The 23,442-nt window shown below is 52.3% G+C and carries 13 protein-coding genes and 3 pseudogenes; 2 read left to right on the top strand and 14 right to left on the bottom strand.

All coding sequences use genetic code 11. The features are described from left to right. Nucleotides 1-113: 113 nt before the first annotated feature. Both iolD and ACMWKK_RS16805 read right to left on the bottom strand, forming a co-directional pair. Nucleotides 114-2,039, bottom strand: a complete 1,926-nt coding sequence (gene iolD, locus ACMWKK_RS16810; protein ID WP_112779890.1) for a 3D-(3,5/4)-trihydroxycyclohexane-1,2-dione acylhydrolase (decyclizing) — start codon at nucleotides 2,037-2,039, stop codon at nucleotides 114-116. Between the two features lie 11 nt (nucleotides 2,040-2,050). After that, entirely contained in the window at nucleotides 2,051-3,556 is a 1,506-nt protein-coding gene (locus ACMWKK_RS16805; protein WP_112779891.1) for a CoA-acylating methylmalonate-semialdehyde dehydrogenase, read from the bottom strand. A 292-nt stretch (nucleotides 3,557-3,848) separates the two neighbouring features. Between ACMWKK_RS16805 and ACMWKK_RS16800 the strand changes: the two genes are divergently transcribed. Further along, nucleotides 3,849-4,682 carry a MurR/RpiR family transcriptional regulator gene (locus ACMWKK_RS16800; protein ID WP_045325987.1) on the top strand — a complete coding sequence of 278 codons (834 nt, stop codon included), beginning with the start codon at nucleotides 3,849-3,851 and terminating at the stop codon, nucleotides 4,680-4,682. An 82-nt stretch (nucleotides 4,683-4,764) separates the two neighbouring features. On the opposite strand, the gene ACMWKK_RS16795 is transcribed toward ACMWKK_RS16800, so the two are convergent. From ACMWKK_RS16795 to ACMWKK_RS16780, 4 genes and pseudogenes are all read right to left on the bottom strand, one after another. Next, nucleotides 4,765-5,145: a DUF1641 domain-containing protein gene (locus ACMWKK_RS16795; RefSeq protein WP_139156874.1), complete on the bottom strand. Its 381-nt coding sequence runs from the start codon at nucleotides 5,143-5,145 to the stop codon at nucleotides 4,765-4,767. A gap of 219 nt (nucleotides 5,146-5,364) precedes the next feature. After that, nucleotides 5,365-5,526, bottom strand: a pseudogene (locus ACMWKK_RS16790) (IS21 family transposase); the annotation flags it as partial. A gap of 140 nt (nucleotides 5,527-5,666) precedes the next feature. Next, complete coding sequence (locus ACMWKK_RS16785; RefSeq protein WP_080351123.1) at nucleotides 5,667-7,847, bottom strand: peptidase domain-containing ABC transporter; 2,181 nt, start codon at nucleotides 7,845-7,847, stop codon at nucleotides 5,667-5,669. Next, nucleotides 7,847-9,100 carry an HlyD family secretion protein gene (locus ACMWKK_RS16780; protein ID WP_112779893.1) on the bottom strand — a complete coding sequence of 418 codons (1,254 nt, stop codon included), beginning with the start codon at nucleotides 9,098-9,100 and terminating at the stop codon, nucleotides 7,847-7,849. Before ACMWKK_RS16780 ends, ACMWKK_RS16785 begins: the two co-directional genes overlap by 1 nt. Nucleotides 9,101-10,421: 1,321 nt before the next feature. Here ACMWKK_RS16780 and ACMWKK_RS16775 point away from each other — a divergent pair. Continuing rightward, a complete protein-coding gene (locus ACMWKK_RS16775) occupies nucleotides 10,422-10,640 on the top strand; it encodes a hypothetical protein (protein WP_045325990.1) in 219 nt (72 codons plus the stop codon). Nucleotides 10,641-11,141: 501 nt separating this feature from the next. Here ACMWKK_RS16775 and ACMWKK_RS16770 read toward each other — a convergent pair. The 8 genes and pseudogenes from ACMWKK_RS16770 to guaB form a co-directional block, all read right to left on the bottom strand. Continuing rightward, nucleotides 11,142-12,320, bottom strand: coding sequence for a GIY-YIG nuclease family protein (locus tag ACMWKK_RS16770; protein WP_112779894.1), 1,179 nt, complete (start codon nucleotides 12,318-12,320; stop codon nucleotides 11,142-11,144). Further along, on the bottom strand, nucleotides 12,313-14,358 hold the full coding sequence (locus ACMWKK_RS16765; RefSeq protein WP_112779895.1) for a DEAD/DEAH box helicase: 2,046 nt from the start codon (nucleotides 14,356-14,358) through the stop codon (nucleotides 12,313-12,315). The genes ACMWKK_RS16770 and ACMWKK_RS16765 overlap by 8 nt, the downstream gene beginning before the upstream one ends. Beyond that, nucleotides 14,355-17,135 carry a class I SAM-dependent DNA methyltransferase gene (locus ACMWKK_RS16760; protein ID WP_112779896.1) on the bottom strand — a complete coding sequence of 927 codons (2,781 nt, stop codon included), beginning with the start codon at nucleotides 17,133-17,135 and terminating at the stop codon, nucleotides 14,355-14,357. The genes ACMWKK_RS16765 and ACMWKK_RS16760 overlap by 4 nt, the downstream gene beginning before the upstream one ends. 285 nt (nucleotides 17,136-17,420) lie before the next feature. Then, nucleotides 17,421-17,855: a HigA family addiction module antitoxin gene (locus ACMWKK_RS16755; RefSeq protein ID WP_112779897.1), complete on the bottom strand. Its 435-nt coding sequence runs from the start codon at nucleotides 17,853-17,855 to the stop codon at nucleotides 17,421-17,423. An 82-nt stretch (nucleotides 17,856-17,937) separates the two neighbouring features. After that, nucleotides 17,938-19,329 (bottom strand): annotated as a pseudogene (gene trbL / locus ACMWKK_RS16750) (P-type conjugative transfer protein TrbL). Nucleotides 19,330-19,514: 185 nt separating this feature from the next. Further along, nucleotides 19,515-20,020, bottom strand: a pseudogene (locus ACMWKK_RS16745) (conjugal transfer protein TrbJ); the annotation flags it as partial. A gap of 299 nt (nucleotides 20,021-20,319) precedes the next feature. Next, the gene (gene guaA / locus ACMWKK_RS16740; RefSeq protein ID WP_045371072.1) at nucleotides 20,320-21,897 is read right to left on the bottom strand and encodes a glutamine-hydrolyzing GMP synthase; all 1,578 of its coding nucleotides are present in this window, start codon (nucleotides 21,895-21,897) and stop codon (nucleotides 20,320-20,322) included. 68 nt (nucleotides 21,898-21,965) lie between these two features. After that, nucleotides 21,966-23,432: an IMP dehydrogenase gene (guaB, locus tag ACMWKK_RS16735; protein ID WP_008502128.1), complete on the bottom strand. Its 1,467-nt coding sequence runs from the start codon at nucleotides 23,430-23,432 to the stop codon at nucleotides 21,966-21,968. Nucleotides 23,433-23,442: the final 10 nt, after the last annotated feature.

Raw genomic sequence — 23,442 nt, 5'->3', positions numbered from 1 at the left:
CTCCCCAAAGGGGCGAGGGACAAAAGAGTGCACCAAACCATCCCCTCTCCCCTTTGGGGAGAGGGTTAGGGTGAGGGGAAAATGAAATGAAAATTTCGTTACGGCGGAAAATCTTAGTACTGACGGGCTTTTTTCACCTGCGCCTGAGCGTGCGCCGCGGCTTCACGCACGGCAGACGACTCTGCCACCTGCGCATCGCCGGTTCGCCACCAGGAGGCGTAATCGTGGGTCATGGTCTTCGGCAGCACCTTGATGTCCAGCAGCGTCGGGCCCGGATGCGCGCGCGACGCCTCCAGCGCTGCCAGCAGGCTTTGCTCATCGTGTACCCGCCACGCGCGGCAGCCGTAGCTCTCCGCGTTTTGCGCAAAATCGACCTTCACCAGCGGCCCGTCGAGCCGCCCTGTTTCCGGGTTGCGATGGCGGTTTTCCGTGCCAAAACTGCCCATGCCGTGCCCCATCTGCAGGTTGTTAATGCAGCCGAAGCTGGCGTTATCAAACAGCAGAACGGTGACCTTAATGCCCTCCTGCACCGCGGTTTGCAGCTCGGAGTGCAGCATCATGTAGGATCCATCCCCCACCATGGCGTACACCGGCAGCTCGGGCCTGGCGAGCTTCGCGCCGATGGCCGCCGCTATTTCGTAGCCCATGCAGGAGTAGCCGTACTCCAGGTGATAGCTGTCCGGCGTTTTAACCTGCCAGAGGCGCTGTAAATCCCCCGGCAGCGAACCGGCCGCCCCCACCACAATGGCGCTTTCTTCAATATGCTGGTTGATCAGCCCCAGCACCCGCGTCTGGGTCAGGCGGGTGTTGAGCGTCTCGCCGTACTCCGCCAGCCGCGCGTCCAGGTGCCCCGCCACTTCGGGCGCGTCGTCCGGACGCCACTGGCGATCCCACAGGCGGCGGCACTCGTCGCGCCAGGCGGATTTCACCTGGGCGATCGCCTCTCCCCAGCCGCTACGGTAATTGCCAAGCGCCTGGGTCAATGCCTGGAGCCCGGTCTGGGCATCGGCAATCAGCGCCGTGGCGTCCAGCTTCAGGGCGTCGAACTCGGCCACGTTCAGCAGCAGGAATTCGACGTCCGGATGAGAGAAGAGCGCCTTAGAGCCGGTGGTAAAGTCGGTGAGGCGCGTGCCGATGCCAATCACCAGATCGGCCTGCGGCGCGAGCTGGTTGGCCGCCAGCCCGCCCGTTACCCCCACGCCGCCCAGGTTAAGTGGGTGGTCACTTACCAGCGCCCCCTTTCCGGCCTGGGTTTCGGCGAACGGTAGATGCAGCGTCTCGACGAAGTCGCGAAACGCCTCATGCGCGCCGGAGTAGCGCACGCCGCCGCCGCACACCACCAGCGGACGACGCTTGCGGGCGATCAGCGCCCGCGCCTGCGCCAGACGCTGCGGATCGGGCGGACGACGCTCAATGTGGTGCACGCGACGCGCGAAAAAGCTCAGCGGATAGTCCCAGGCCTCGCCCTGCACGTCCTGCGGCAGGCAAATCGTCACCGCACCGGTATCTGCCGGGTCAGTAAGCGTTCGCATCGCGCTGAGCATGGCGCTCATCAGCTGCTCGGGACGGCTAATGCGGTCCCAGTAGCGGGAGACCGGACGGAAGCAGTCGTTGGTGCTGATGCTGAGATCGTGATACTGCTCGATCTGCTGCAGCACCGGGTCCGGCTGGCGGCTGGCGTAGATATCGCCCGGCAGCAACAGCAGCGGGATGCGGTTAGCCGTGGCGGTGGCCGCGGCGGTCACCATATTGGCCGCCCCCGGCCCGACGGACGAGGTGACGGCAAAGATGCGCTGACGGCGGTGCTGTTTGGCAAATCCCGTCGCCATATGGGCAATGCCCTGCTCGTTGCAGCCCTGCATCACCTGCAGATGGCCCGGATCCTGCTCCAGCGCCTGGCCGATACCCAGCACGTTACCGTGCCCGAAAATAGTCGCCACGCCCTCCACGAAGGGCGTTTCGTCACCGTCCACGCTGACGTACTGTTGATTAAGGAACCGGACCAGCGCCTGGGCCATGGTCATACGTTCGGTTTGCATAAAACCTCCTGTCAGCCCAGCGTCGGCATGGAGAACGCAGCGCCTGTCTCCTGCTGCATTTCCGGCCAGCGCGCGGTAATGGTTTTCATTCGGGTGTAGAAGCGCACGCCGTCGCTGCCGTGGACGTTGAGCGCGCCGAAGATGGAGCGCTTCCAGCCGCCAAAGCTGTGGAACGCCATCGGCACCGGGATCGGCACGTTGACGCCCACCATGCCCGCCTGCACCTCCTCGCAGAAGCGGCGCGCGCAGCCGCCGTCGCGGGTGAAGATTGCCGAGCCATTACCATATTCATGGCGGTTAATCAGATCCACCGCGCTGGCGTAATCTGCTACGCGCACCACAGAAAGCACCGGACCAAAAATCTCTTCTTTATAGATGGTCATCTCCGGGGTGACGTTATCGAACAGCGTCGGCCCGACGAAGTAGCCCTGCTCGTGGCCCTTCACGCTGAAGCCGCGGCCGTCCACGCGAAGCGTCGCCCCCTGCGCTTCCCCGCTGTCGATATAGCCCAACACCTTGCTGCGGTGGGCGGACGAGATGAGCGGCCCCATTTCGTTTTCCGGCGTCTGGTCCAGACCCGGCCCGACGCGCAGCGCGGCAATCTGTTTTTCCAGCCGGGCGCAGAGGTCATCGGCGGTGTTATCGCCCACCGCCACCACCACCGAGAGCGCCATGCAGCGCTCTCCCGCCGCGCCGAAGCCAGCCCCCATAATGGCGTTGGCCGCCATCTCCATGTCGGCATCCGGCATTAAAATGCAGTGGTTTTTCGCCCCGCCCAGCGCCTGACAGCGCTTCCCGTGGGCGGACGCGGTCTGGTAGATGTATTCCGCAATAGGCGTGGAGCCGACAAAGCTCACCGCCTGCACGCGCGGGTCGGTCAGGAGCACGTCAACGGACTCCTTATCGCCCTGCACCACGTTGAAGACGCCGTCCGGCAGGCCGGCCTCTTTCAGCAGCTGCGCCAGCGCGAGCGCGAGAGAAGGATCTTTTTCCGACGGTTTCAGCACGAAGGTGTTGCCGGTCGCCAGCGCAATCGGGAACATCCACATCGGCACCATCGCCGGGAAGTTAAACGGCGTGATCCCAACGCAGACGCCGAGCGGCTGCATCAGCGAGTGGCTGTCGACGCCGGTACCGACGTTCGCCGAGTGTTCGCCCTTTTGCAGATGCGGAATACCGCAGGCAAACTCCACCACTTCCAGGCCGCGGGTCAGTTCACCCACCGCGTCGGAAAAGACCTTGCCGTGCTCTTCGCTGATGAGGCGGGCCAGGCTCTCCATATTCTCTTCCAGCAGCGCCTTGAAGCGGAACATCACGCGCGCGCGCTTAAGCGGAGCCTGGCGTGCCCACGCGGGAAACGCCTGCTGCGCGGCGGCAATCGCCTGCTCCGTTTCCTGCGCCGTACTCATCACCACCTGGCGGATCTGCTTGCCGGTGGCCGGGTTGAAGATCGCCTGAACGCGCTGGCCTGAACCGGTGACACATTCGCCGTGAATAAAATTCGCTACCGTCTCCATCCTTAACCTCTCGCTGTTGATACGTGACTGTGACCTGAACGCTGTGTACTGGACACTATATATGAAACAAATATTCCATTTTAAGTTGAAATAAAATAAATGATGATTATTGTGATCAAGGATGGATTTTTATGTTAACAGCCAGCACCACTGACGCCACGTGCGCTATTAAGGAATTTCGGGCGAGGAAATGGCTGAAGCTTCTGTTTCATTTTTGCTGCCAGATGGATGGCCGACATTTAAAAGACGCGGTTTTGCGTTTAGAATCATATGACTGTATTTGGGGGATAACATGAGCACAGCAACCAGCCTGAACGAACTGCAGCAGCAAATCCGCGATCGCTACGATAGCCTGAGCAAGAGGCTGCAGCAGGTTTCCCGCTACGTGCTGGACAACACTAACAGCGTGGCCTTCGATACGGTTGCCGTTATTGCCGAGCGCGCCGACGTGCCGCCATCGACGCTGATCCGCTTTGCTAACGCCTTCGACTTCACCGGCTTCAACGAAATGAAACAGCTGTTTCGCATGAACCTGGTAGAGGAGACCGCCAGCTACAGCGACCGCGCCCGGCTGTTCCGCGAAATGGAGAGCGAGGCCGTGCCGGAAACGCCGCTCGATATCCTGCAGGAGTTTGCCCGCTCGAACGCGCAGGCGCTGCAGCAGCTGGCCGCCCGCGCCGAGCCCGAAATGCTGGAGCGTGCGGTACAGCTGCTGGCCGACGCCGACACCATCTACATCGCCGGACTGCGCCGCTCCTTTAGCGTTGCCGCGTACCTTACCTATGCACTGAGCCACCTGGAGTGCCGCCCTATCCTGCTCGACGGCATGGGCGGGATGCTGCGCGAGCAGATCAGTCGCATTAAGGCACGCGACATTGTGGTGTCGATCAGCTTCTCGCCGTACGCGGAAGAGACGGTGATGGTCAGCGAAACCGCCGCCAGCGTCGGCGCGCGGCAGATTGTGATTACGGACAGCCAGATCAGCCCGCTGGCGACGTTCAGCGATCTCTGCTTTGTGGTGAAAGAGGCGCAGGTGGACGCGTTCCGGTCTCAGTCGGCGACGCTGTGCCTGGTGCAGTCGCTGGTGGTGGCGCTGGCGTATAGGTTGGGGAGCGGGGAGAAATAGCTTACGGTAACGCTCAACAGGCCGGGTAACATAAACCCGCTACCCGGCATAATCACCGTTTCCGGTGAACATCCGCCCGCTCTTAGCGGTTTTCGATCTCAGGACACTCAGGATAGCTGACCGAAGCGAGGGCATTTAGACGCTGCCCCGTAATCTGTAACACGCGCAGCAAAAGCATGATGCCGCGGCGGGTATCAGGGTCGTTGAGGATAGTAAACACCTGACGAAGCGAAATATCCCCTTCCCGGTTAACCTGCTCCCCCACGCCATGCGTAGCGCGGTTCCCCCCTTCCCAGCCGACGGTCACGACATCGTCAAAAACGCCAGCCAGTTTTTCGACCATCGCGCTATCGGTCATTTCCAGCATGTCTGCGACGACAGCAAGCAGATCAACCAGATTATTCAGGCGATTGCCCGCCATAAGCGGGGCAAGGCTCTTTAGTAACTGTTCCTGGTCACTCATCAGAACATCCCCCTCACAACGCCCCAATACAGTCCACGAGTATAAAGAGTCACCGGAAAAGCCCTGACCCGGTCTTTCGGGTCCGGCAGAACGCATCTGATCCTCACATGTACCATGTCGAAAATCCGCGCCCCCTTTTCGCCATTTTTAATGTCCGATATTTAATTATTTCTACTGTCCGCATTCCGCCATTTCATCATCACTTATTAGCGTTGCGCTTTTGGCCATTTTGTGGCGCGTTTTTCTAGCTGATGGTTCAGGGTAATTAAGGTACCGCCTGACTGTACGCTCAGAGCAACCAACCTGGGTTGCAATATCGACAATGTTCGCACTTTGCTTACGCATTTGCTTTATCATGTAAAAGTCTTCTCTGCTCAGCATGTCGATGTACTTTCTGGTGTGAGAACCTCAAGGAAAAAACATGTCAGGTGGAGCGGACAATTCAAATGGTGAATTACAGTCCTATATCACTGGCGCTAACAGCATAGAACGTAAAGGTATTTTTGGCCTATCATGCGTCATTAAGATGCATAAACCTGCTCATCATCGATTAAGCGCTGGTGCTTCAGTTCCTTAAAAGTTCCCTCGGACAGATAAAGGACCCGGTCTGCAGATGCAATGGTTTCGGGGCGATGAGCGATGAGCAGGACAGATATACCCAGTTGACGTAGCGTCTGGCTTATCAGTATTTCACTCTCAATATCAAGATGGCTCGTCGCTTCATCCAGTAACAAAAATCCCGGTTTCTTGTACAGCGCCCTTGCCAGCAGAATACGCTGCTTCTGGCCTCCAGATAGTCCTCCACCGGTTTCCCCGATCAATGTCTGATATCCCATCGGCATTGCCATGATATCGCTGTCAATCATCGCAAGGCGGGCACAGTGGATCATTCTTTCAGGATTGCGGTCCTCACTGAAAAAGATGATGTTATCTGCTATGGAGCCCCGGAACAGGTGGTCATCCTGTAGTACGGTACCAATGCGCCGGCGTATCCGGAAATAATCCGGATGGGTATGCGGTATGCCAAATGTTCTGATCGTTCCTTCATCAGGGATATAAATCCCTAAGATAAGCTTTACCAGCGTCGATTTGCCACATCCGGATTTACCCGTAATGGCGACCACTTCGCCCGGGTGCAACGTCAGCGATACGCCGCGGAGTAGAGGCTTATTGCTACCCTTATGGCTGAAGATTATATGTGTAAGTGATAACGAAACATCGGCAGTTTCGGACTCTCTGTCCTGGAATACAGAGGAAACGGTAGATATGCTGCCACCCTCCTGAACGGGTTGCTGCAGATGGCCTTCTGTCGGAGTGAGCACAATATCAGCCAGACGCTCGTTATAAACATCAAGCATACGCCAGGCAAAAAACTTATCCGTCAGACTGCTGATGCTCGAAGAAAAACGCATCTGGTAAGACAAATAGGCAACCAGCATCCCGACGGTAAAGGTACCGTGCAGCACCTCATCGGCACCTTTCCATAAAATAACCGCCGATACCAGACTGCCGGTCAGTGTATGTGCAATGTCATAGCACATCAGCAGGCGGTTCTGGCGTAGCTGTGTATTTCTGCGGACTACATTTAAATTCAGCCAGGCGGCTTCGCGGTGTGCGGTGACACCGTTTATTCTCAGGCTCAGGATTCCGTTGAGGGTTTCAAGAAAATGCCCGGACTCCCTTGCACCGGCATCCCAGGCATCTTCCGCCGACTGCCGCAGGGATGGATACCACAACGCTCTCAGTACACCGTAAATGGCGGCAGCCAGCACCGCGATCACCGTCATTTCAGGACTGTACAGCAACATCATGAAGAGGGCGGTTACCACAAGCAGCACATCAAGAATACCTTCCAGTAACTGCGAGGTCAGCGCCTGTTGGATAGCATTTACTGCATCAAAACGTGCATTAATACTCCCCTTACTGCGTGCATCGAACCAGGATAAAGGGAGACGCACCAGATGATGAAATACCCTGGCGGTCCACTGCATATTAAAATTGACGGAGAGTGTGATGCTTGCCCACTGGCGGGCCAGCGACAGCAGCATCTGAGTCAGTGACAGCAGCAGCAGGGCAATGATGATGACGGTTAACAGGCTTCGATCTGCGGCCACAAGGACCTCATCGATAACCAACTGGTTGAGAAGAGGACTTGCCAGCGTCATGATTTCAAGTGCCAGGGAAAAAATCATAATCCGCGATATTGCAGGAAGCAGGCCGCTCGTCTTACCTATAAGCTGGCGCAGGCGTATTTTTTTTCTTTCATCCTTGACCGTGAAATCGCTGGCTGGCATCAACTCCAAAGCAACGCCGGTGAAGTGCTTTCCTGCCTCCTGCAGGGAGAGTGTGACCTTTCCTTTGTCGGGATCATAGATAATGAGATGTCTCCCGCGAACGCTGTGGAGCACAACGAAATGATTCATATTCCAGTGGAGAATACACGGTAAGGATAAGGACTTCAGATCTTCCGGTTCTAACCTGACGGCACGGGAAGACAGCCTGATATCTGCTGCGCACTCGATCAGCCTTTGAAGTGTCATCCCCTGAGTACTGGTACTAAAGCGTTCACGCAGTGTGGGTAAATCCGTCTGCAGACCATGCCAGCAGGCCATCATCGCCAGGCACGCCAGGCCACATTCCGCTGACTCTGTCTGACGAATCAGGTGAAGCCGTCTTTTGCTTGTCCAGTTTAGCGATCCCACTACAGTTTTCCTTTCAGGCTCCAGAGCGGTTCTGTCAGCCACTCCCATAAATGACGAGTATCCAGACTGACATCCCCCTCGAGTGTCATACCGGGACGCAGGGTTTCTTTTTTTCCATAAGCCAAGATGAAGGATTTATCCGGTACGACTATGACGCGATAGTGCCCTTCATTCTCCTTCCAGGTGACAGGAGAAACAGAGAGCAAATCCGATGGGCTCAGCGTTGTGCGGCTGATTTCACGTATAGTGCCGTACTGAACGCCAAACTTCTGATAGGGAAAGGCTGCGAACCGCAAAGCCACACGCTGCCCTGGTTGAATGAACCCGGCATGCTGACTTGTGGCGTAGAGTTCAATCTGCAGGCTTGCGTTGTCAGGCACTACCGTCGTCACCGGCTCCGATGCTCTGACAGACTGTCCCTGTCTGACAAGCACTGCCGCAACAGTGCCGGATACGGGCGACGTCAGGGTGAACTTCTCCTGTCCAGCCAGTTCCTCCTGCTGTTGTTTGATCCCCTGAAGCTGTCTGTCCAGTTCAGCTCTCCGGCTTTCTCCCTGGACGATTAGGTGATTTAGCTCGTCTTCAGCCGCTTTTATTGTGGTATTCAACTGCAAAAGCGCCTGACGCTGATCCTCTGCGTTTTGCTGTGCCGCAGAGTCATCGATTTGTTTCTGCTGGAATTCGATATCCGAAACGTAATGCGTACCGGCCAGTTTTTTATAGCGTCCCATGACTGCGGTGGTCAGCTGGACCTGCCGTTCAGCCAGCATCAGACGTTGCTCAGCACTTTTCACCTGTGGCTGCAGGGAGACAATTCGCTGCCGCACAGCTTCCTGTTGTTGCTGGTTATCCCGCGACTCTAGAATCTGCTGAGAGGCCAGCATGGAATATTGTGTTTTCAGGGAAAGACTTTCATTCGCCAGGGTACCGGTTCCCAACCCGTTAAAATGCTCACCACTTATAATATAAAGGGATTCGCCTGCGTCAACATGGCGGCCTTCTGAAACCATTAGATGAGTTACATATCCGGCATACTGCGGTGTAATCTTTACCAGGCCGGATGAGGGCATAACGATCCCCACCAGATGTGCCTTACGGGTGTAGTGACCAAAATAAACAAATAACGATATGCTCAAGAGCATGAAGAGAGCTGCTACAGAAAATATTGTTAGCGAAAAGGATGCCGGCAATATAATGGTTCCATATTCTGACTCTTTTTGATAGTTAAGCGCTTCATCCCTGAATATTTTCATTGTTAATCTTTATATTTTTTAGTTCATTTTATAATCACACAATGCAGCACAATGTGATTCAGCAATAATAATCTCACGCGCTGCATCATAAAATATGGTAAAAAATCATTTGGTGGATAATGATATAAATGAAAAGTATTTTTTACATCAGAAAATCACCACCGACACTCCCCTGACATACCACCAGGGTTGGTATCATGCCAGCCACCACCTCGCTCACTACCGCCAGGTTTCAGGCAGTTTTGCATATAAGACTTGATGCCATCGACAGCCGCGCCTCTTATTGCTCCACGCACAAAACCAGTTGTGGCCCCCCCTACAACGCCAGGAACTCCCCCAGGTATTCCTGATATACCTCCAGCTATCATTCCGGCGTAACCAGAAGCTATGGCACCATGCAATGCATCGTTCTTAACAGAGTTCCAGCAATGTTCATGGTCACCTGAGTTACCTCCACCACTCACCGCTGAAATGTCATCCACACTTAATTCTATGATATTATTCATTTTTTTCTTTCCTTTGAAATAAAATCGACAACGACTATAGATAACCCTACATACAATAAAATGATTTCTGTAGAGTACGCCTCCAGGCTATTAACTCTCTCTATGAGAAAAGCTAATGGGATACAAAGTAAAATTGCTATTACCTCAAGAATAATAAATAGTTTTATGTTTCTTTTGCGTTCTTTAGCGGGCATCAAGAATGACACTTTTTCACCTTTAACCTTCGTAAAAGATTATTAATTCAAACATCCCGCATTCTATTATAAGAATACGATTAATGGCTGAGTTAGGTTCTGATAATGGAATATTAGCGAGGAACTTAAAGCGTTATTTTTCATTCCCGCCTAATGCGAACATAGTTATACTAATAGCTCCGATGAATTCTATTAAATCCATTTTTTGCGTTATTTCCTCTACTCACTATTGCACGCACTAAAAGTGGATGAATAGTGAATATTTGTAAACTTTTGTAAGTTTAATACTTATTCACAACTTATAGTTTTAAAAGACACCACTGCTCAACTCCATCTATTTTACAACTACTTATATTTGTAGGCGGACTATTCAGAATACACCTGTAAAGATCGCAACCTAATCTGACGCTCCGTTCAGCATGAAATGTAAACCGAGCCAGTGGCGTCCTTTCAGGGCGAGCGTCACCGCTTCACGGCTCCGATGGTTTGCATGCCCTGAGCCCCGTTTTATACTCTTCTTCATGTATATTCCGCGCGCCGCAATTTACGATTTACTCTCTGGCCTGCTCTGACGTATGTATCATAGATACAGGAACTCACTAGCATGATCGGAGATTGCATATGCTGATATATAACGTTTTTGGACGGCATATTGGCGTTCAACGTAAGAATGATCGGTGGCTGGTATTTCGTGCTGACCTGACGGAGAGAAAGTTTTCTCGACTCTATGACATCGCTATTCCAGACGATATGGCTGAAGGCGAGATTGCCGGCTGGCTGAGTGACATTTTCCATGAAGCCGCAACCGATCGTCATCCAAATGTGGAACGCATCGAATAAGGATTTAATGGATAGCCTTACATTGTGCCCGCACCTGGCACTAACCTGACATGGTGTTGCCAGCCTTTGTCCTAAAAAAAGCCCGCAATCCGCGGGCTTAGAGATAATTTAGAACCTGTTAGTACCAGACGTTTCCGGTTGGGAAATCATTCCCACTCTATTATCAACGATCAAAAAAATCCTTTTAATTACATGAAATTGAATAATAAATCCATAGTAATACCACTGATAATACCATTCTCAGCTGATTCAACTGAAAAATGTTTGATCTGGCAACACTCGTGTACCTCGGCCGATCGTACAGATATTACTATACCCACCAACATATGATGCAGACACCTCGTTCACGCAATGCATAGAGGCTCCAACTCTCAGCCACCCGGCGATCATTTCGGCCGCAACTTCCTCAGTGATGCAAAGCGTCTCGGTTTGAGTTGTTCTGAGTATCGTCATACCTCTCTTTTCCCGAGAACGCCTACCTACAACTGTGGTTATTTATACCTATGCCTTCACCAACTTAGCAGACATAGGGTCATATACATACTCGATAATGCTACCATCCTTGATACGTGAAACAGCCTCATCGATGATGAATAACGGAACGAGAAACCATTCTTCGGGCTGCACAGGATGGCCGAAACGATCGTTAATGGTAATGTTAAGCCGAGCGGGTGCGAACAATCTGTGAAACAGGTTTTCCATCCGGGTGCGGTTGATGCCTGCGAGCTTGTATGAAGCTACCACCTCGACCTTCGCTAATAGATATGTGGAATCGTGTTCAGCATTGGCAATACGAGTCTCTACCTTGCCGCCAGTAACACCAATCTTGTGAATGACATCACGATGTTCGGTCACATAAGGGTTATCAGATAGCGAACGCAATACATAAATGGTGCCACTTTCTAGATCATTCTCTTCTAAAGCATCGCTGAATAAAGGGCCCATGTCTGGATCGGTAATTCGACGTGCTGTTTCGTCTTTATACAAAGCACGAACCAATGACAGCCGAAGTAGGTTGCTTTCTGTACCATTCGAGTAAATGACACGCAGCCGAGCATCTTTCTTCCCCTGTGGCGAATCGAACTCTTCACCTTCCTCAGCCACATAAGCCGTTTGACCATCCAGGATGAACCAATGGCCCACTTCAATCGTTGCATACTGCCCAAAAGGTCGGGTCACTCTTAACCCTGAACTTAGATCGCTGCGCACCTGCTCAAATAGCGGTTTGAACGCATCAAAATCCTCGCACGGCTTGCGATCCGCGACCCCTTGTACAGCACGCTTTTCGGCGCTAGCACGAACATAACGCAAGACTGTAATATCGTCCTCGCTGCTAACATCAGCCAGTTCGGCAGCCAAATTATCGATATCAATAACTTCGTCCGCTGACTCCACTACTTGGCCCCCTCCGGTCAATAAGCCCTGATGATCCAGTGGCTCAAGCAAGGCACGACAGTCTGGAAGACTGCGTAAACGGTCAAGCCGCACAGCATAGAGACGCTCGAATATCTCACGATCTTCGCCGTGTTGCGGCGATCGTCCATATTGTTCAGCGAAGCGCTGGATTTCCTCAAAACCTGCGATAATACGTTCCTCGCTGGCTGAACGTCCTTTTTTCTTCTGAGGTGGTGCAAACTCGGCAAGTTCATCAGCCAAATCGTCTAGATCAAATTTACTCATAACGCCCCTCCGCCCTAAAACGCATAAACGCGGCGGCACCTTCGGCAAGGTGCTTTTCCCAAGCATCCGGTGAAGTTAGCGATGGAAGGCGTCCACGTTCACGTTTGAATTCAGCAGCACGCTTTGCGATAACTTTGGCATCTTCAGGTGTTATAGCAGTACGCTTGGCCGAGATGGCCGCCTCGACCTGCTTCAAGCTGTCTTCGCTCATCGTCTTAGCGAGAATGGCGTAAGCTTCACCGAAGGGATTGATGCGATCGATAAGGTCTATGTCTAAATCACGTACATCCATCGCAAAGCGACGCACGCCATCGATCAGAGCAGTATTGAGTGTCCCATTGTTCTCATCGGTGATAAGCTTCTTGGCCTGCTGAGTAAGGTTGAGGGCGGCTATGGCGTGCTGACGTACAGCCTCCTGATCTTCAACGTCAAGTTCAGGGTACTTTTCCTTGATGATCTTACCCATACGAACTTGTGTTAATTCTTCGGGTATCAGCTCTTCGTCGAACAGACCTCGTTCAATGGCAGATTTATCCTGCACAAAGGCCGCGATCACTTCGTTTAAATCTTCCTGACATATGCGCGCAGCCTCTTTGCTCTTGGGCTCGGCAAGACCCTTAATCTCGATTTGATACGTTCCTGTCTGCTCATTTACACCAAAATTGTAGTTATCCGGATCATACCCTTTATCACCATAGTCATAGCCTGGGATCGGTCCGCTTTCTGGGTTTTTGGGCCTGAACTCGAAGCGCGGAGCAAGTACCTGCTCCATCAGCAGGCTGGCTGCAATAGCTTTCAAAGTATCGTTGACTGCCTCAGTGACAGCCCCTTCAACAGCGTCTGGCTCGGCGATCAGGTTAGTAAATCTCGCGCGGGTTTTACCCGGTGCGTCTCGAGTTGCGCGACCGATAATCTGCACAATCTCGGTCAAGCTAGCACGGTAGCCCACTGTCAGAGCATGTTCGCACCAAATCCAGTCGAAACCTTCCTTCGCCATACCGAGTGCAATAATGATGTCCACATAATCGCGATCTGACTTCATTTCTGCTGCACGAAGGCTTTCCTGAATCTTGCCTTGGCTAGTTGGGTCCACCAGATCAGCAATCCGTAGCACGCGTCCATCGAGGCATTTGACTAGCTGAAAACCAGTCACAGGATCCGCTCCTTGCCAATCGCCAAGCTCGCCGAGAATGTGCTCCACCTCTTTGATTTTATCCTTCGTGCTCTCTCGCGAATTGACGTTGGGTATATGGATAATGGTCTTCTTGTCAGGATCGAGGACATTAAGGATGTCATCGACGTAGGAGCCACTGTAGAAGAAGTAGCCGATGTCGAGTTGCTTAAGGTATTCGTAACCGTTGAGTTGTTCGTAGTAGGTGTAGGTGACGGTATCGAACCTCAACTCATCCTGCGGGGCCAACACGGCCTCCGCATCGCCCCGGAAGTAGGAGCCAGTCATGGCAACGATATGCGTCTTGTCCCGCGCGATGAACTGCCCCAGATGCTGACCGAGCTTGTTATCCGGGTTAGCTGACACATGATGGAACTCATCAACGGCAATCAGGCGATTGTCAAACGCCTCTACACCGTAGGCATCGACCGCGAAGCGAAAGGTCGCATGTGTACAAACCAGCACCTTATCGCTACCTTCAAGAAAAGTGCCGAGAGAATTCACCTTTCCGCCGTTGTCGTTACCGGGTGCGTTGCATAGGTTCCACTTAGGTTCGACATGCCAATCAGTCCAGAAACCATACTGCGACAGCGGTTCATCGTTGAAGCTAGCACCGATGGATTTTTCTGGCACGACGATGATGACCTGCTTTATCCCCTGATTTTCGAGTTTATCGAGAGCGATAAACATCAGCGCACGACTCTTGCCGGAAGCGGGCGGCGACTTGATGAGAAGGTATTGTTCTCCGCGCTTCTCATAGGCCCGCTCTTGCATTGGCCGCATTCCAAGGGTATTAGCCTTAGTCGATGCTCCATTGCGTGAATAAGTAACAGAGACGGAAGGTACTGACTTGATTTTGACGCTCATGCGTTGGCTCCCACTTTGCGCTTTTTGCCCTTGTCTGATGCAGCCGAAGCGGCCATCTTGGTGTAGAGGTCGAACAGTTTCTCAAGCCGCTCAGTGTCATTCTTAAAGCGACGACCAATGTAAATGCGTTCAAGCACTTCGTCATTACGCTCATGCGCCCCCCGCAAGTCAGCGGGCATCTTCTCGGGGTCGTAGAGATCTGCAATGGTCGCCGGAAAATGACGCTCCCGCGCCAGAAGTATGTCCTCTGCACAGCGCGTTAAGTCAGCCTTATTTTTCTCTGTCAATATCGGCATCGGGAAAGTGTTCCAACCAAGGGTATTGGAGTAACGAAAGTCGGTTTTCATCTTGCCGCAGACAGTAGCGATCCAAACTAAGTGTAAGCGGCTCGCGATAACTCCCATATTCCAAAGCGGGGCGTCGTAAAGAGCGAAGGCGAGGTTACTGACGACAGTTCCAGCAGGTTCGTAACCGCAGGGTAAGTACTCTCGGGATTCGGATGAAACACTGGGGACGATAAGAGTAGAGTGTTTCCCAATGAACATACGTTGGAATTGGTGTGACCTTTCGGCAATGTCCCTCGCAGTCTTTCCTCCATTGAGCCGCAAATCCCGTACTCCACGGATGCGTTGAGCAAGAGGAAGTATTGTTTGAGCCTCATCCAAATGCTGATCTTCAATCCACAGGCAATAGCGTTCCAAGCCACGAATTAACTCAGCAGAACCAACAATCCGTTTGACAAAGCGATGTTGTTGTTCGGGAGTAAGTTGAAGCGCGTCACGCTCCTCCCGTGAGAGCAATAAGAGACCACCGTCTATCGGCGTGTTTCCGAAAGTCATCTCGCTAAGTTCTGATAGAGGCTGACTGGCCTTCTGCACGATTATGGTTTCGCCTAAGGCCAAATAGGGATTTATGTATGAACCTTGGCGCTCAATTGTGTTTCCCGAACGATCCAAAGAATACAGGAGCCTCGGACTGTGAGGCTTCGCCGTTATACCAACGATAACCACAGTAACGCCTGCGTTATGGCTGGCGAGATTGGCCCATCGAAAGGAGGTGTATGCAAAATCAATCTGACAGCCGCTTGCAAAGATCGCTGGCCATAGAATTGGCACCTGCAAACCTTGGCAAATAGAATTCGTGGAAACAAAGGCGGCTATACCGTCGGTATGGGCGCAGTAGTCGGCCGCTTTAATCCACCATCCAGCAACATAGTCAAGGGATTTCCAGTTTTCGACTCGCTTATCGAAAAGAACTCGAAGATCGGATTTTTGCTCGTCTTTCTGATCACGGGAGCCCAAGTATGGAGGGTTACCGCAGATATAAGTTTCCCCCCCCTCGTTTTCGAAATCGATCTCAGCTTGCTCGTGTGGAAAATCAAGTAGACTATCAGTCTGTACTTTCACACCGGTTCCGCTCGGAGGACACACGCTCAACCAGTCAATCCGTAATGCGTTGCCACAAGTGATCCAGTTCTCGTTGCGTAAGGGCAGGAACTCGGCTAATGCCAGCTTCAAACCCCGATACAGCACGTCGCACTGGTACTCGGCGATAACCAACGCGAGGCGGGCGATCTCCGCCGGAAAATCACGCAACTCGATCCCGCGAAAATTGGTAAGCGGGATATCAGAGGCACGGTTTGGCTCTTCGCGACGCTGGTTAATCTCGGCCTCAATGGCGCGCATTTCCTTATAGGCAATGACTAGGAAGTTGCCCGAACCACAAGCTGGATCGAATACGCGGATGCGGGAGATTCGCTTGCGCAGGTTGATCAAGGCGCGTGGGTTGTCACCCGCTTCTTCCAGTTTTGACCGCAGGTCATCAAGAAACAGCGGGTTTAGGACCTTCAAGATGTTGGGAACACTGGTGTAATGCATTCCAAGCTTACCGCGTTCCTCATCATCGGTGACCGCCTGGATCATTGATCCGAAGATGTCCGGGTTGATTCTAGTCCAGTCCAAATTGCCAACATGCAGCAGGTAGGAACGAGCGATACGGCTAAAGCGCGGCACTTCTTCAGTACCCGAGAACAAAGCACCGTTAACATAAGGAAACTCCGCAGCCCAGCGCGGAATACCGATACCGGCACGCTCATCACTTGGAGTGTTCATAGCACGAAACAGCGTGGCGATGACGTCGTGCATATTTGAAGCATCACGTTCACTCATCTGCTCAATGGTCTCGGTGAAGCGTCCCTTGCCGATAAATATATCGGTATCTTCAGCGAAAAAGCAGAAAATTAGTCTCGCCATGAATTTGTTCATGTCGTGACGACGCTTCGCAGTACCCCATTCAGGGTTATCTTTCAATAGTTCGACATATAGACGGTTTAGACGGCTGGTAGCTCGAATGTCAAAGGCGTTCTCGCTAATCTGGCGAACGGTGGTAATACCTGCCAGCGGCAAAAAGAAGCCGAAGTGATCGGGAAAGTTTTCAAAGGCACAAGCGACGGTCTGGCCGCTATTGAGATCTTCGGCTTCAAAGTATTTTCCGTCCGTGGCCAAGATGAACTTCGCTTTGGCCTTAGTTGTTGCCGGGCTGGCTTTGAGTGCTGCCAGCATCTGCGTTACCTGATCTGTTTCGCAGACCAAAATGTGAATGTTGTTGGTCTGAAGAACGCCACCTAAGTCGGACTTGTTCGATGCCCCGGCGCGCAGGCGTTTGATAGTCGTTGCCTTGTTACCAAAAGCCTCAAGAAAAGCATAAGGAAACTCCACGGGATCAAAGTCTTGTTCCGCAAGATCCGTTATGGCTTGCTCAATTTCTACAGGGTTCATTTGCGTACAGCTCTCCATTGGCATGCTACCGCACTGCTGCTACCGATAATGTGCAGTGAACTCATGTCAAATCCTAAGTTTTCTTGGAAATTTTGGGCCATAAGCTTAACAGAATAGAACCCTGCTATGTATCGGATTCAGTCCCCTACTCAGCCTTCCACAAGGCACTGGTACCTTTTTAAAGCGAGAATTGTAGTTTCGAGAAAAGACTGCAGGCTGAAGCTGGAACTTTCATGACACTTCAAGGGCGGCTGTATTATGACATATGAGGTAGCAGCGGATTGATTATGTCCGTCGTTGTTCCTTACAATATCGCAACGCGTCAAGATTGCTCCAGAAGTCCTCATCAGTTCTAAAAATCGTAGCAAGAACGCGAGCTTCATCATCCGTAAGACGACGCAAACCGCAGATAATATCGTCAATATACCGCTTGCAGATACCCATAGCTTCCGCCAGTTCATCATGAGACATGTTCAGCGGTTTCAAAAATTCCTCTACCAGCATCTCTCCCACTGTCACAGGCCCGACGTTATCTGATTTTGTGTAGTGCGCAAAAATCTCAGAACGCCCCTGCTCATACGTCAGCTCACCTGAAATAATACGTGCCTTAATGGACTCATAGAGCGCAGTACCACTGGGGTCCATTCCTTCAAGTCTCAGGGAAGCCTCTGCTTTGCGAAAGCCCTCAATACGTAACTGTGAATCGGGAGTCCTGGACATGTTTTTTCCTTTTAGTTCCGTGAGTTAGGCTAGCTCAGTGAAAGCGTCAGCTCACGCTACCTCGTTAACTGACGCGCGTGATTCAAGATTTATTATTGCCGGATAAGCTATCTCCGGCAAAATCATCATGTTCGCGGTTATCCCGATGAGTAGCTGTCTGCTTACGTATCTGAGTCGCCAACTCCCCTCCAATAGTTTGTTGGACACGAGAAGAATTGCTACTTCGCTTCATTTTCTGGTACTCAGCAGCTCCGTTGGCCATGATGCTTCCCATATGGCTTGCCATGCGGCCAGCTCGTGAGAATGAAGCAAACCCCTGACTTCCTCCGCTGGCGCTAACTGAACTGCTCCATGCTGACGAACCACCGGAACTGCCGGAGGGTTGGCCTCCAGAAGTATCTACAGAACCGGTATCTTCCCCGCCGCCAAATCCTCCACCGGAACCGCCTCCACCGCCTGAACCAGATTCCTAGGCCATGGCAGCTTGCGCAGACTCGAACGCTGCCTTTAATGCAGAGGCTCCGCCGCTGACTTGAGCTGATGCCCCCATTGCCATTGCTCCAGCACCGCTGATGGCAGTAGCGGCAGCGCCAGTAATCATACCCGCCCCAAATCCACCAATCCCTTGTAAAGAAGCCCCTCCTACAACACCTGATAACAACAGTGGTAGCTTATTCGTTAATACTAACAGGATAATTGACGCCAGAAGCAAAACGATAAGACTATTAAGATCAGGAACATCATCTTTAATAAGAGAAAAATATTGATCTATAAATGATTGTCCAATCCCAATAATTAATGTCATCGTGAATAATTGAATGCCAATCGATAAAACAGTTCGTAAGTAATTAATTGCTATATCAGAGGTCCATTTCGAACCACCAAATCCAAGCAATATAACTCCTGCATAACATAACACCCATGCAGAAACCAACATGATTAGCATATTTATCGCTATAAGGGACATCACTACCAAAACGATTATCGCTACTGTTATCATAATGGTGGATATCATTGGCGACCAAATTGCTGCGGCTGAACTGACCTTTGTTAATATCGCAAACGCCATATCAACTATGCTTGAGGGCGAAATACCAGTACTTATTCCTAAAGCGTTTGCTGCAAGTTGCCTCATTGAATTAATTATGGATTGCGATATGGATGGGCCGTTGATTAAAAGATAATAAAAAAAACCAATGACGGCAAAAAAGCGAACTATTTCAGCAAGTACGCCTGTCAACCCTTCTCCTTGCATTGCCATCATACCAAATGTCCAAACCATACTTATTAATACCAGCCCCCAGAAGAGCCAATTTGCATAGTCAGCAATTACTGTTGTCCATGTACTGGCTACTTGTTGAAACTTATCTAATAAAGAATCAAGTAGCCCGCTACTATCTAATTCACCAGCATAGACATTTATAGAAAAGAAAATTATGATACCTAGAAAGGTGAGCTTACTCACTATTTTCATGATTACCATTCTCGTTTAGGGCTTGGATTGTTATTACTACGCAATGCACACTTATCGGATCTATGTGCATCAAATTTATTATCTGGTATCGATGAGCAATCGTTATCTTTTTTTCGCAAGAACATATAATCATTGAAATGATTATAATAAAAACCATCATAATTTTATTTTCATTCAGTTGTTCTTCACCAAATTCGCTTCGGGCTTGGTGTGTTCTGCCCAGCTAATACGTTCTCATCAGCAGCTATTTGTTGGGCTTCTTTATCGGCCTGAGCCTGTGCCAGTGTTGCCGCAGCGTTTTGTTGAGCTATCAGAAGCGAGCGGATTTGCAGTAACTGGTTTGTCTGCGCGCTGGCAAGCTGGTAGCGGCCTGAATAGCTTCCATTTGCCCTTGTGAGCCGGTTGCCTGAGTTTGCAAATCTGCAAGGTTATCAGCATCGCTCTGCAGGGTGTTCTGCTGTTCGTCAATTACCTTAAATAGAGCGTCATTGGCCTTTTTACGTGCCCCTGAACTGTTCTGTTCAGCTTCACGCAATGCGCTAATTTCAGACGAGGTACATTTAACATTGCTATTAAAGCAAGGTTATGTCCTGTAGTAGTTAACATCCTGATATCGTTTCAGGTACGCATCGAGACTCCCGGCCTGATTCTTGTAGTAATTAAGGGTATCCTGCACCCAACATGGTTTATTATTTTCCTTTATCAAAAAATACCATGTTGTAAAAAATTCAGAAAAGTCATTTAACTATCTGTTTTTAATCGATTTATAAAAAACAAATACCATAACTCAACCGAAATTTATCACATGGTACTTTTTCAAACCTGAATTCAAAACCAGAGAGTACCATCAAAAATTCCATTGAAAAAACCGTGCTTCCCGTTGCTAACAGCTGCCAGAAAGTGCCAGACATAAAAACAAAAAAGCCCACAGTTACGCGGGCTTAGAAGTAATTTACTGCTTATACGTGCAGGCTGTTGCCAGACGCGAAATCATTCCCACTCAATCGTAGCCGGTGGCTTACCGCTGATGTCATACACCACGCGGGAAATACCGTTTACTTCGTTGATGATGCGGTTAGACACGCGGCCAAGGAAGTCGTACGGCAGGTGCGCCCAGTGCGCGGTCATGAAGTCGATGGTTTCCACCGCACGCAGGGAGACAACCCAGTCGTACTTACGGCCATCGCCCATCACGCCGACGGAGCGAACCGGCAGGAACACGGTGAACGCCTGGCTTACCTTGTTGTACAGGTCAGCTTTGTGCAGCTCTTCGATGAAGATAGCGTCCGCGCGACGCAGCAGGTCGCAGTACTCTTTCTTCACTTCGCCCAGCACGCGCACGCCCAGACCCGGGCCCGGGAACGGGTGACGGTAGAGCATGTCGTACGGCAGACCCAGTTCCAGACCGATCTTACGCACTTCATCTTTGAACAGCTCGCGCAGCGGTTCAACCAGGCCCATCTTCATCTCTTTCGGCAGGCCGCCCACGTTGTGGTGAGATTTGATGACGTGTGCTTTACCGGTCGCGGAGGCCGCAGACTCGATCACGTCAGGGTAGATGGTGCCCTGCGCCAGCCACTTCACGTCTTCCAGCTTCAGCGCTTCTTCGTCGAACACTTCCACGAACACGCGGCCGATGATTTTACGCTTCGCTTCCGGATCGTTCTCGCCTTTCAGCGCGTCCAGGAAGCGCTGCTCGCCTTCCACGTGAACGATGTTCAGGCCGAAGTGGTCGCCGAACATGTCCATCACCTGCTGGGCTTCGTTCAGGCGCAGCAGGCCGTTATCCACGAAGACGCAGGTCAGGTTTTTGCCGATGGCGCGGTGCAGCAGCATCGCGGTCACGGAGGAGTCCACGCCGCCGGAAAGGCCGAGAATGACCTTGTCATCGCCAACCTGCTGGCGGATACGCTCCACGGCGTCGTCGATGATTTTTGCCGGGGTCCACAGGGCTTCACACTGGCAGATGTCGCGAACGAAGCGCTCCAGCATGCGCATACCCTGACGGGTGTGGGTCACTTCCGGGTGGAACTGCACGCCGTAGAAGCGTTTTTCTTCGTTCGCCATGATGGCAAACGGGCAGCTTTCGGTGCTGGCAACGGTCACAAAGTCAGATGGGATGGCGGTAACTTTGTCGCCGTGGCTCATCCACACGTCCAGCAGCGGTTTGCCGTCTGCGGTCAGGGAATCCTCGATACCGCGCACCAGCGCGCTGTCGTTAACCACTTCAACCTGCGCATAGCCGAACTCGCGCTCGCTGGAGCCTTCTACGTGGCCGCCCAGCTGCATTGCCATGGTCTGCATACCGTAGCAAACGCCGAATACCGGCACGCCCGCTTCGAACACGTACTGCGGCGCGCGCGGGCTGTTCTCTTCGGTGGTGCTTTCCGGGCCGCCGGACAGGATGATGCCGCTTGGATTGAATTCGCGAATCTGTGCTTCCGTGACATCCCACGCCCACAGCTCACAGTAAACGCCCAGTTCACGTACGCGACGCGCCACCAGCTGAGTGTACTGCGAACCGAAGTCCAGGATGAGAATGCGATGTTTATGAATGTTTTCCGTCATTGACGCTAATTCCGAGGCAAGTGAAACAGATTAAATAAATCGCCCGACACAAGGTCGGGCGAAGAAAATCAGGAGCCCAAACGATAGTTCGGAGACTCTTTGGTGATCGTCACGTCGTGAACGTGGCTCTCCTGGATACCCGCACCGCTGATGCGTACGAATTCCGCTTTGGTACGCAGCAGGTCAATGGTACCACAGCCGGTCAGACCCATACATGAGCGCAGGCCGCCCATCTGCTGGTGAATGATCTCTTTCAGGCGGCCTTTATAGGCAACGCGACCTTCGATACCTTCCGGCACCAGCTTGTCGGCGGCGTTATCGGTCTGGAAGTAACGGTCAGAGGAACCTTTGGACATCGCGCCCAGAGAGCCCATGCCGCGGTAAGATTTGTAAGAACGGCCCTGGTAGAGTTCGATCTCACCCGGGGATTCTTCGGTACCGGCCAGCATGGAGCCTACCATGACGGCAGCGGCGCCCGCGGCGATCGCTTTGGCGATGTCGCCAGAGAAGCGGATACCGCCGTCGGCGATAACCGGAATGCCGGTGCCTTCCAGCGCTTCAACCGCGTCAGACACGGCGGTGATCTGCGGAACGCCCACGCCGGTGACGATACGAGTAGTACAAATTGAGCCAGGACCGATACCCACTTTCACCGCGCTGCAGCCGGCGTCAGCCAGCGCGCGAGCGCCTGCGCCAGTGGCCACGTTACCGCCGATGATCTGCAGGTCAGGGTATTTGGCACGGGTGTCACGAATACGCTGCAGAACGCCTTCGGAGTGGCCATGAGAAGAGTCAATCAGCAGGACGTCAACGCCCGCCGCAACCAGCGCGTCAACGCGCTCTTCGTTACCGGCACCTGCGCCAACCGCAGCGCCAACGCGCAGACGGCCATGCTCGTCTTTACAGGCGTTCGGTTTACGTTCTGCTTTCTGGAAATCTTTAACGGTGATCATGCCGCGCAGGTGGAAGTTGCTGTCAACAACCAGCGCTTTTTCAACGCGTTTTTCGTGCATTTTTGCCAGCACCACGTCGCGGGTTTCACCTTCGCGAACGGTAACCAGACGCTCTTTTGGCGTCATGTATACGCTGACGGGCTGGTTCAGGTCGGTCACGAAACGCACGTCACGGCCGGTAATAATGCCGACCAGCTCGTTCTCTTCGGTCACCACCGGGTAACCGGCGAAGCCGTTACGCTCGGTCAGAGCTTTCACTTCGTGCAGGGTGGTGGTTGGCAGAACGGTCTGCGGGTCAGACACAATGCCGGATTCATGTTTCTTCACGCGCCGAACTTCTTCCGCCTGACGCTCGATGGACATGTTTTTGTGGATAAAGCCAATGCCGCCTTCCTGTGCCAGGGCGATAGCCAGGCGCGCTTCAGTCACGGTGTCCATAGCCGCGGAGAGCATAGGAATGTTCAGGCGAATGGTTTTCGTCAACTGCGTGCTGAGGTCGGCAGTATTCGGCAGAACGGTGGAGTGAGCGGGAACGAGGAGGACGTCGTCAAACGTCAGTGCTTCTTTAGCGATACGTAGCATGGGCAATATC

The sequence above is a fragment of the Enterobacter sp. 01-M-03-SI-ECC genome (assembly GCF_047530215.1).
GTDB lineage: Bacteria > Pseudomonadota > Gammaproteobacteria > Enterobacterales > Enterobacteriaceae > Enterobacter > Enterobacter chengduensis.
The sequence above is the reverse complement of the archived record's forward strand: the minus strand, read 5'-3'. Positions and strand labels throughout refer to the sequence as shown.

What these genes read in the sequence shown, in the direction of transcription:
- ACMWKK_RS16755 (WP_112779897.1), bottom strand. Translation starts at nt 17,855, where the DNA reads ATGTCCAGGACTCCCGATTCACAGTTACGTATTGAGGGCTTTCGCAAA.
- ACMWKK_RS16795 (WP_139156874.1), bottom strand. Translation starts at nt 5,145, where the DNA reads ATGAGTGACCAGGAACAGTTACTAAAGAGCCTTGCCCCGCTTATGGCG.
- ACMWKK_RS16800 (WP_045325987.1), top strand. Translation starts at nt 3,849, where the DNA reads ATGAGCACAGCAACCAGCCTGAACGAACTGCAGCAGCAAATCCGCGAT.
- ACMWKK_RS16770 (WP_112779894.1), bottom strand. Translation starts at nt 12,320, where the DNA reads ATGAGTAAATTTGATCTAGACGATTTGGCTGATGAACTTGCCGAGTTT.
- ACMWKK_RS16780 (WP_112779893.1), bottom strand. Translation starts at nt 9,100, where the DNA reads ATGAAAATATTCAGGGATGAAGCGCTTAACTATCAAAAAGAGTCAGAA.
- guaB (WP_008502128.1), bottom strand. Translation starts at nt 23,432, where the DNA reads ATGCTACGTATCGCTAAAGAAGCACTGACGTTTGACGACGTCCTCCTC.
- guaA (WP_045371072.1), bottom strand. Translation starts at nt 21,897, where the DNA reads ATGACGGAAAACATTCATAAACATCGCATTCTCATCCTGGACTTCGGT.
- ACMWKK_RS16775 (WP_045325990.1), top strand. Translation starts at nt 10,422, where the DNA reads ATGCTGATATATAACGTTTTTGGACGGCATATTGGCGTTCAACGTAAG.
- ACMWKK_RS16765 (WP_112779895.1), bottom strand. Translation starts at nt 14,358, where the DNA reads ATGAGCGTCAAAATCAAGTCAGTACCTTCCGTCTCTGTTACTTATTCA.
- ACMWKK_RS16760 (WP_112779896.1), bottom strand. Translation starts at nt 17,135, where the DNA reads ATGAACCCTGTAGAAATTGAGCAAGCCATAACGGATCTTGCGGAACAA.
- iolD (WP_112779890.1), bottom strand. Translation starts at nt 2,039, where the DNA reads ATGCAAACCGAACGTATGACCATGGCCCAGGCGCTGGTCCGGTTCCTT.
- ACMWKK_RS16805 (WP_112779891.1), bottom strand. Translation starts at nt 3,556, where the DNA reads ATGGAGACGGTAGCGAATTTTATTCACGGCGAATGTGTCACCGGTTCA.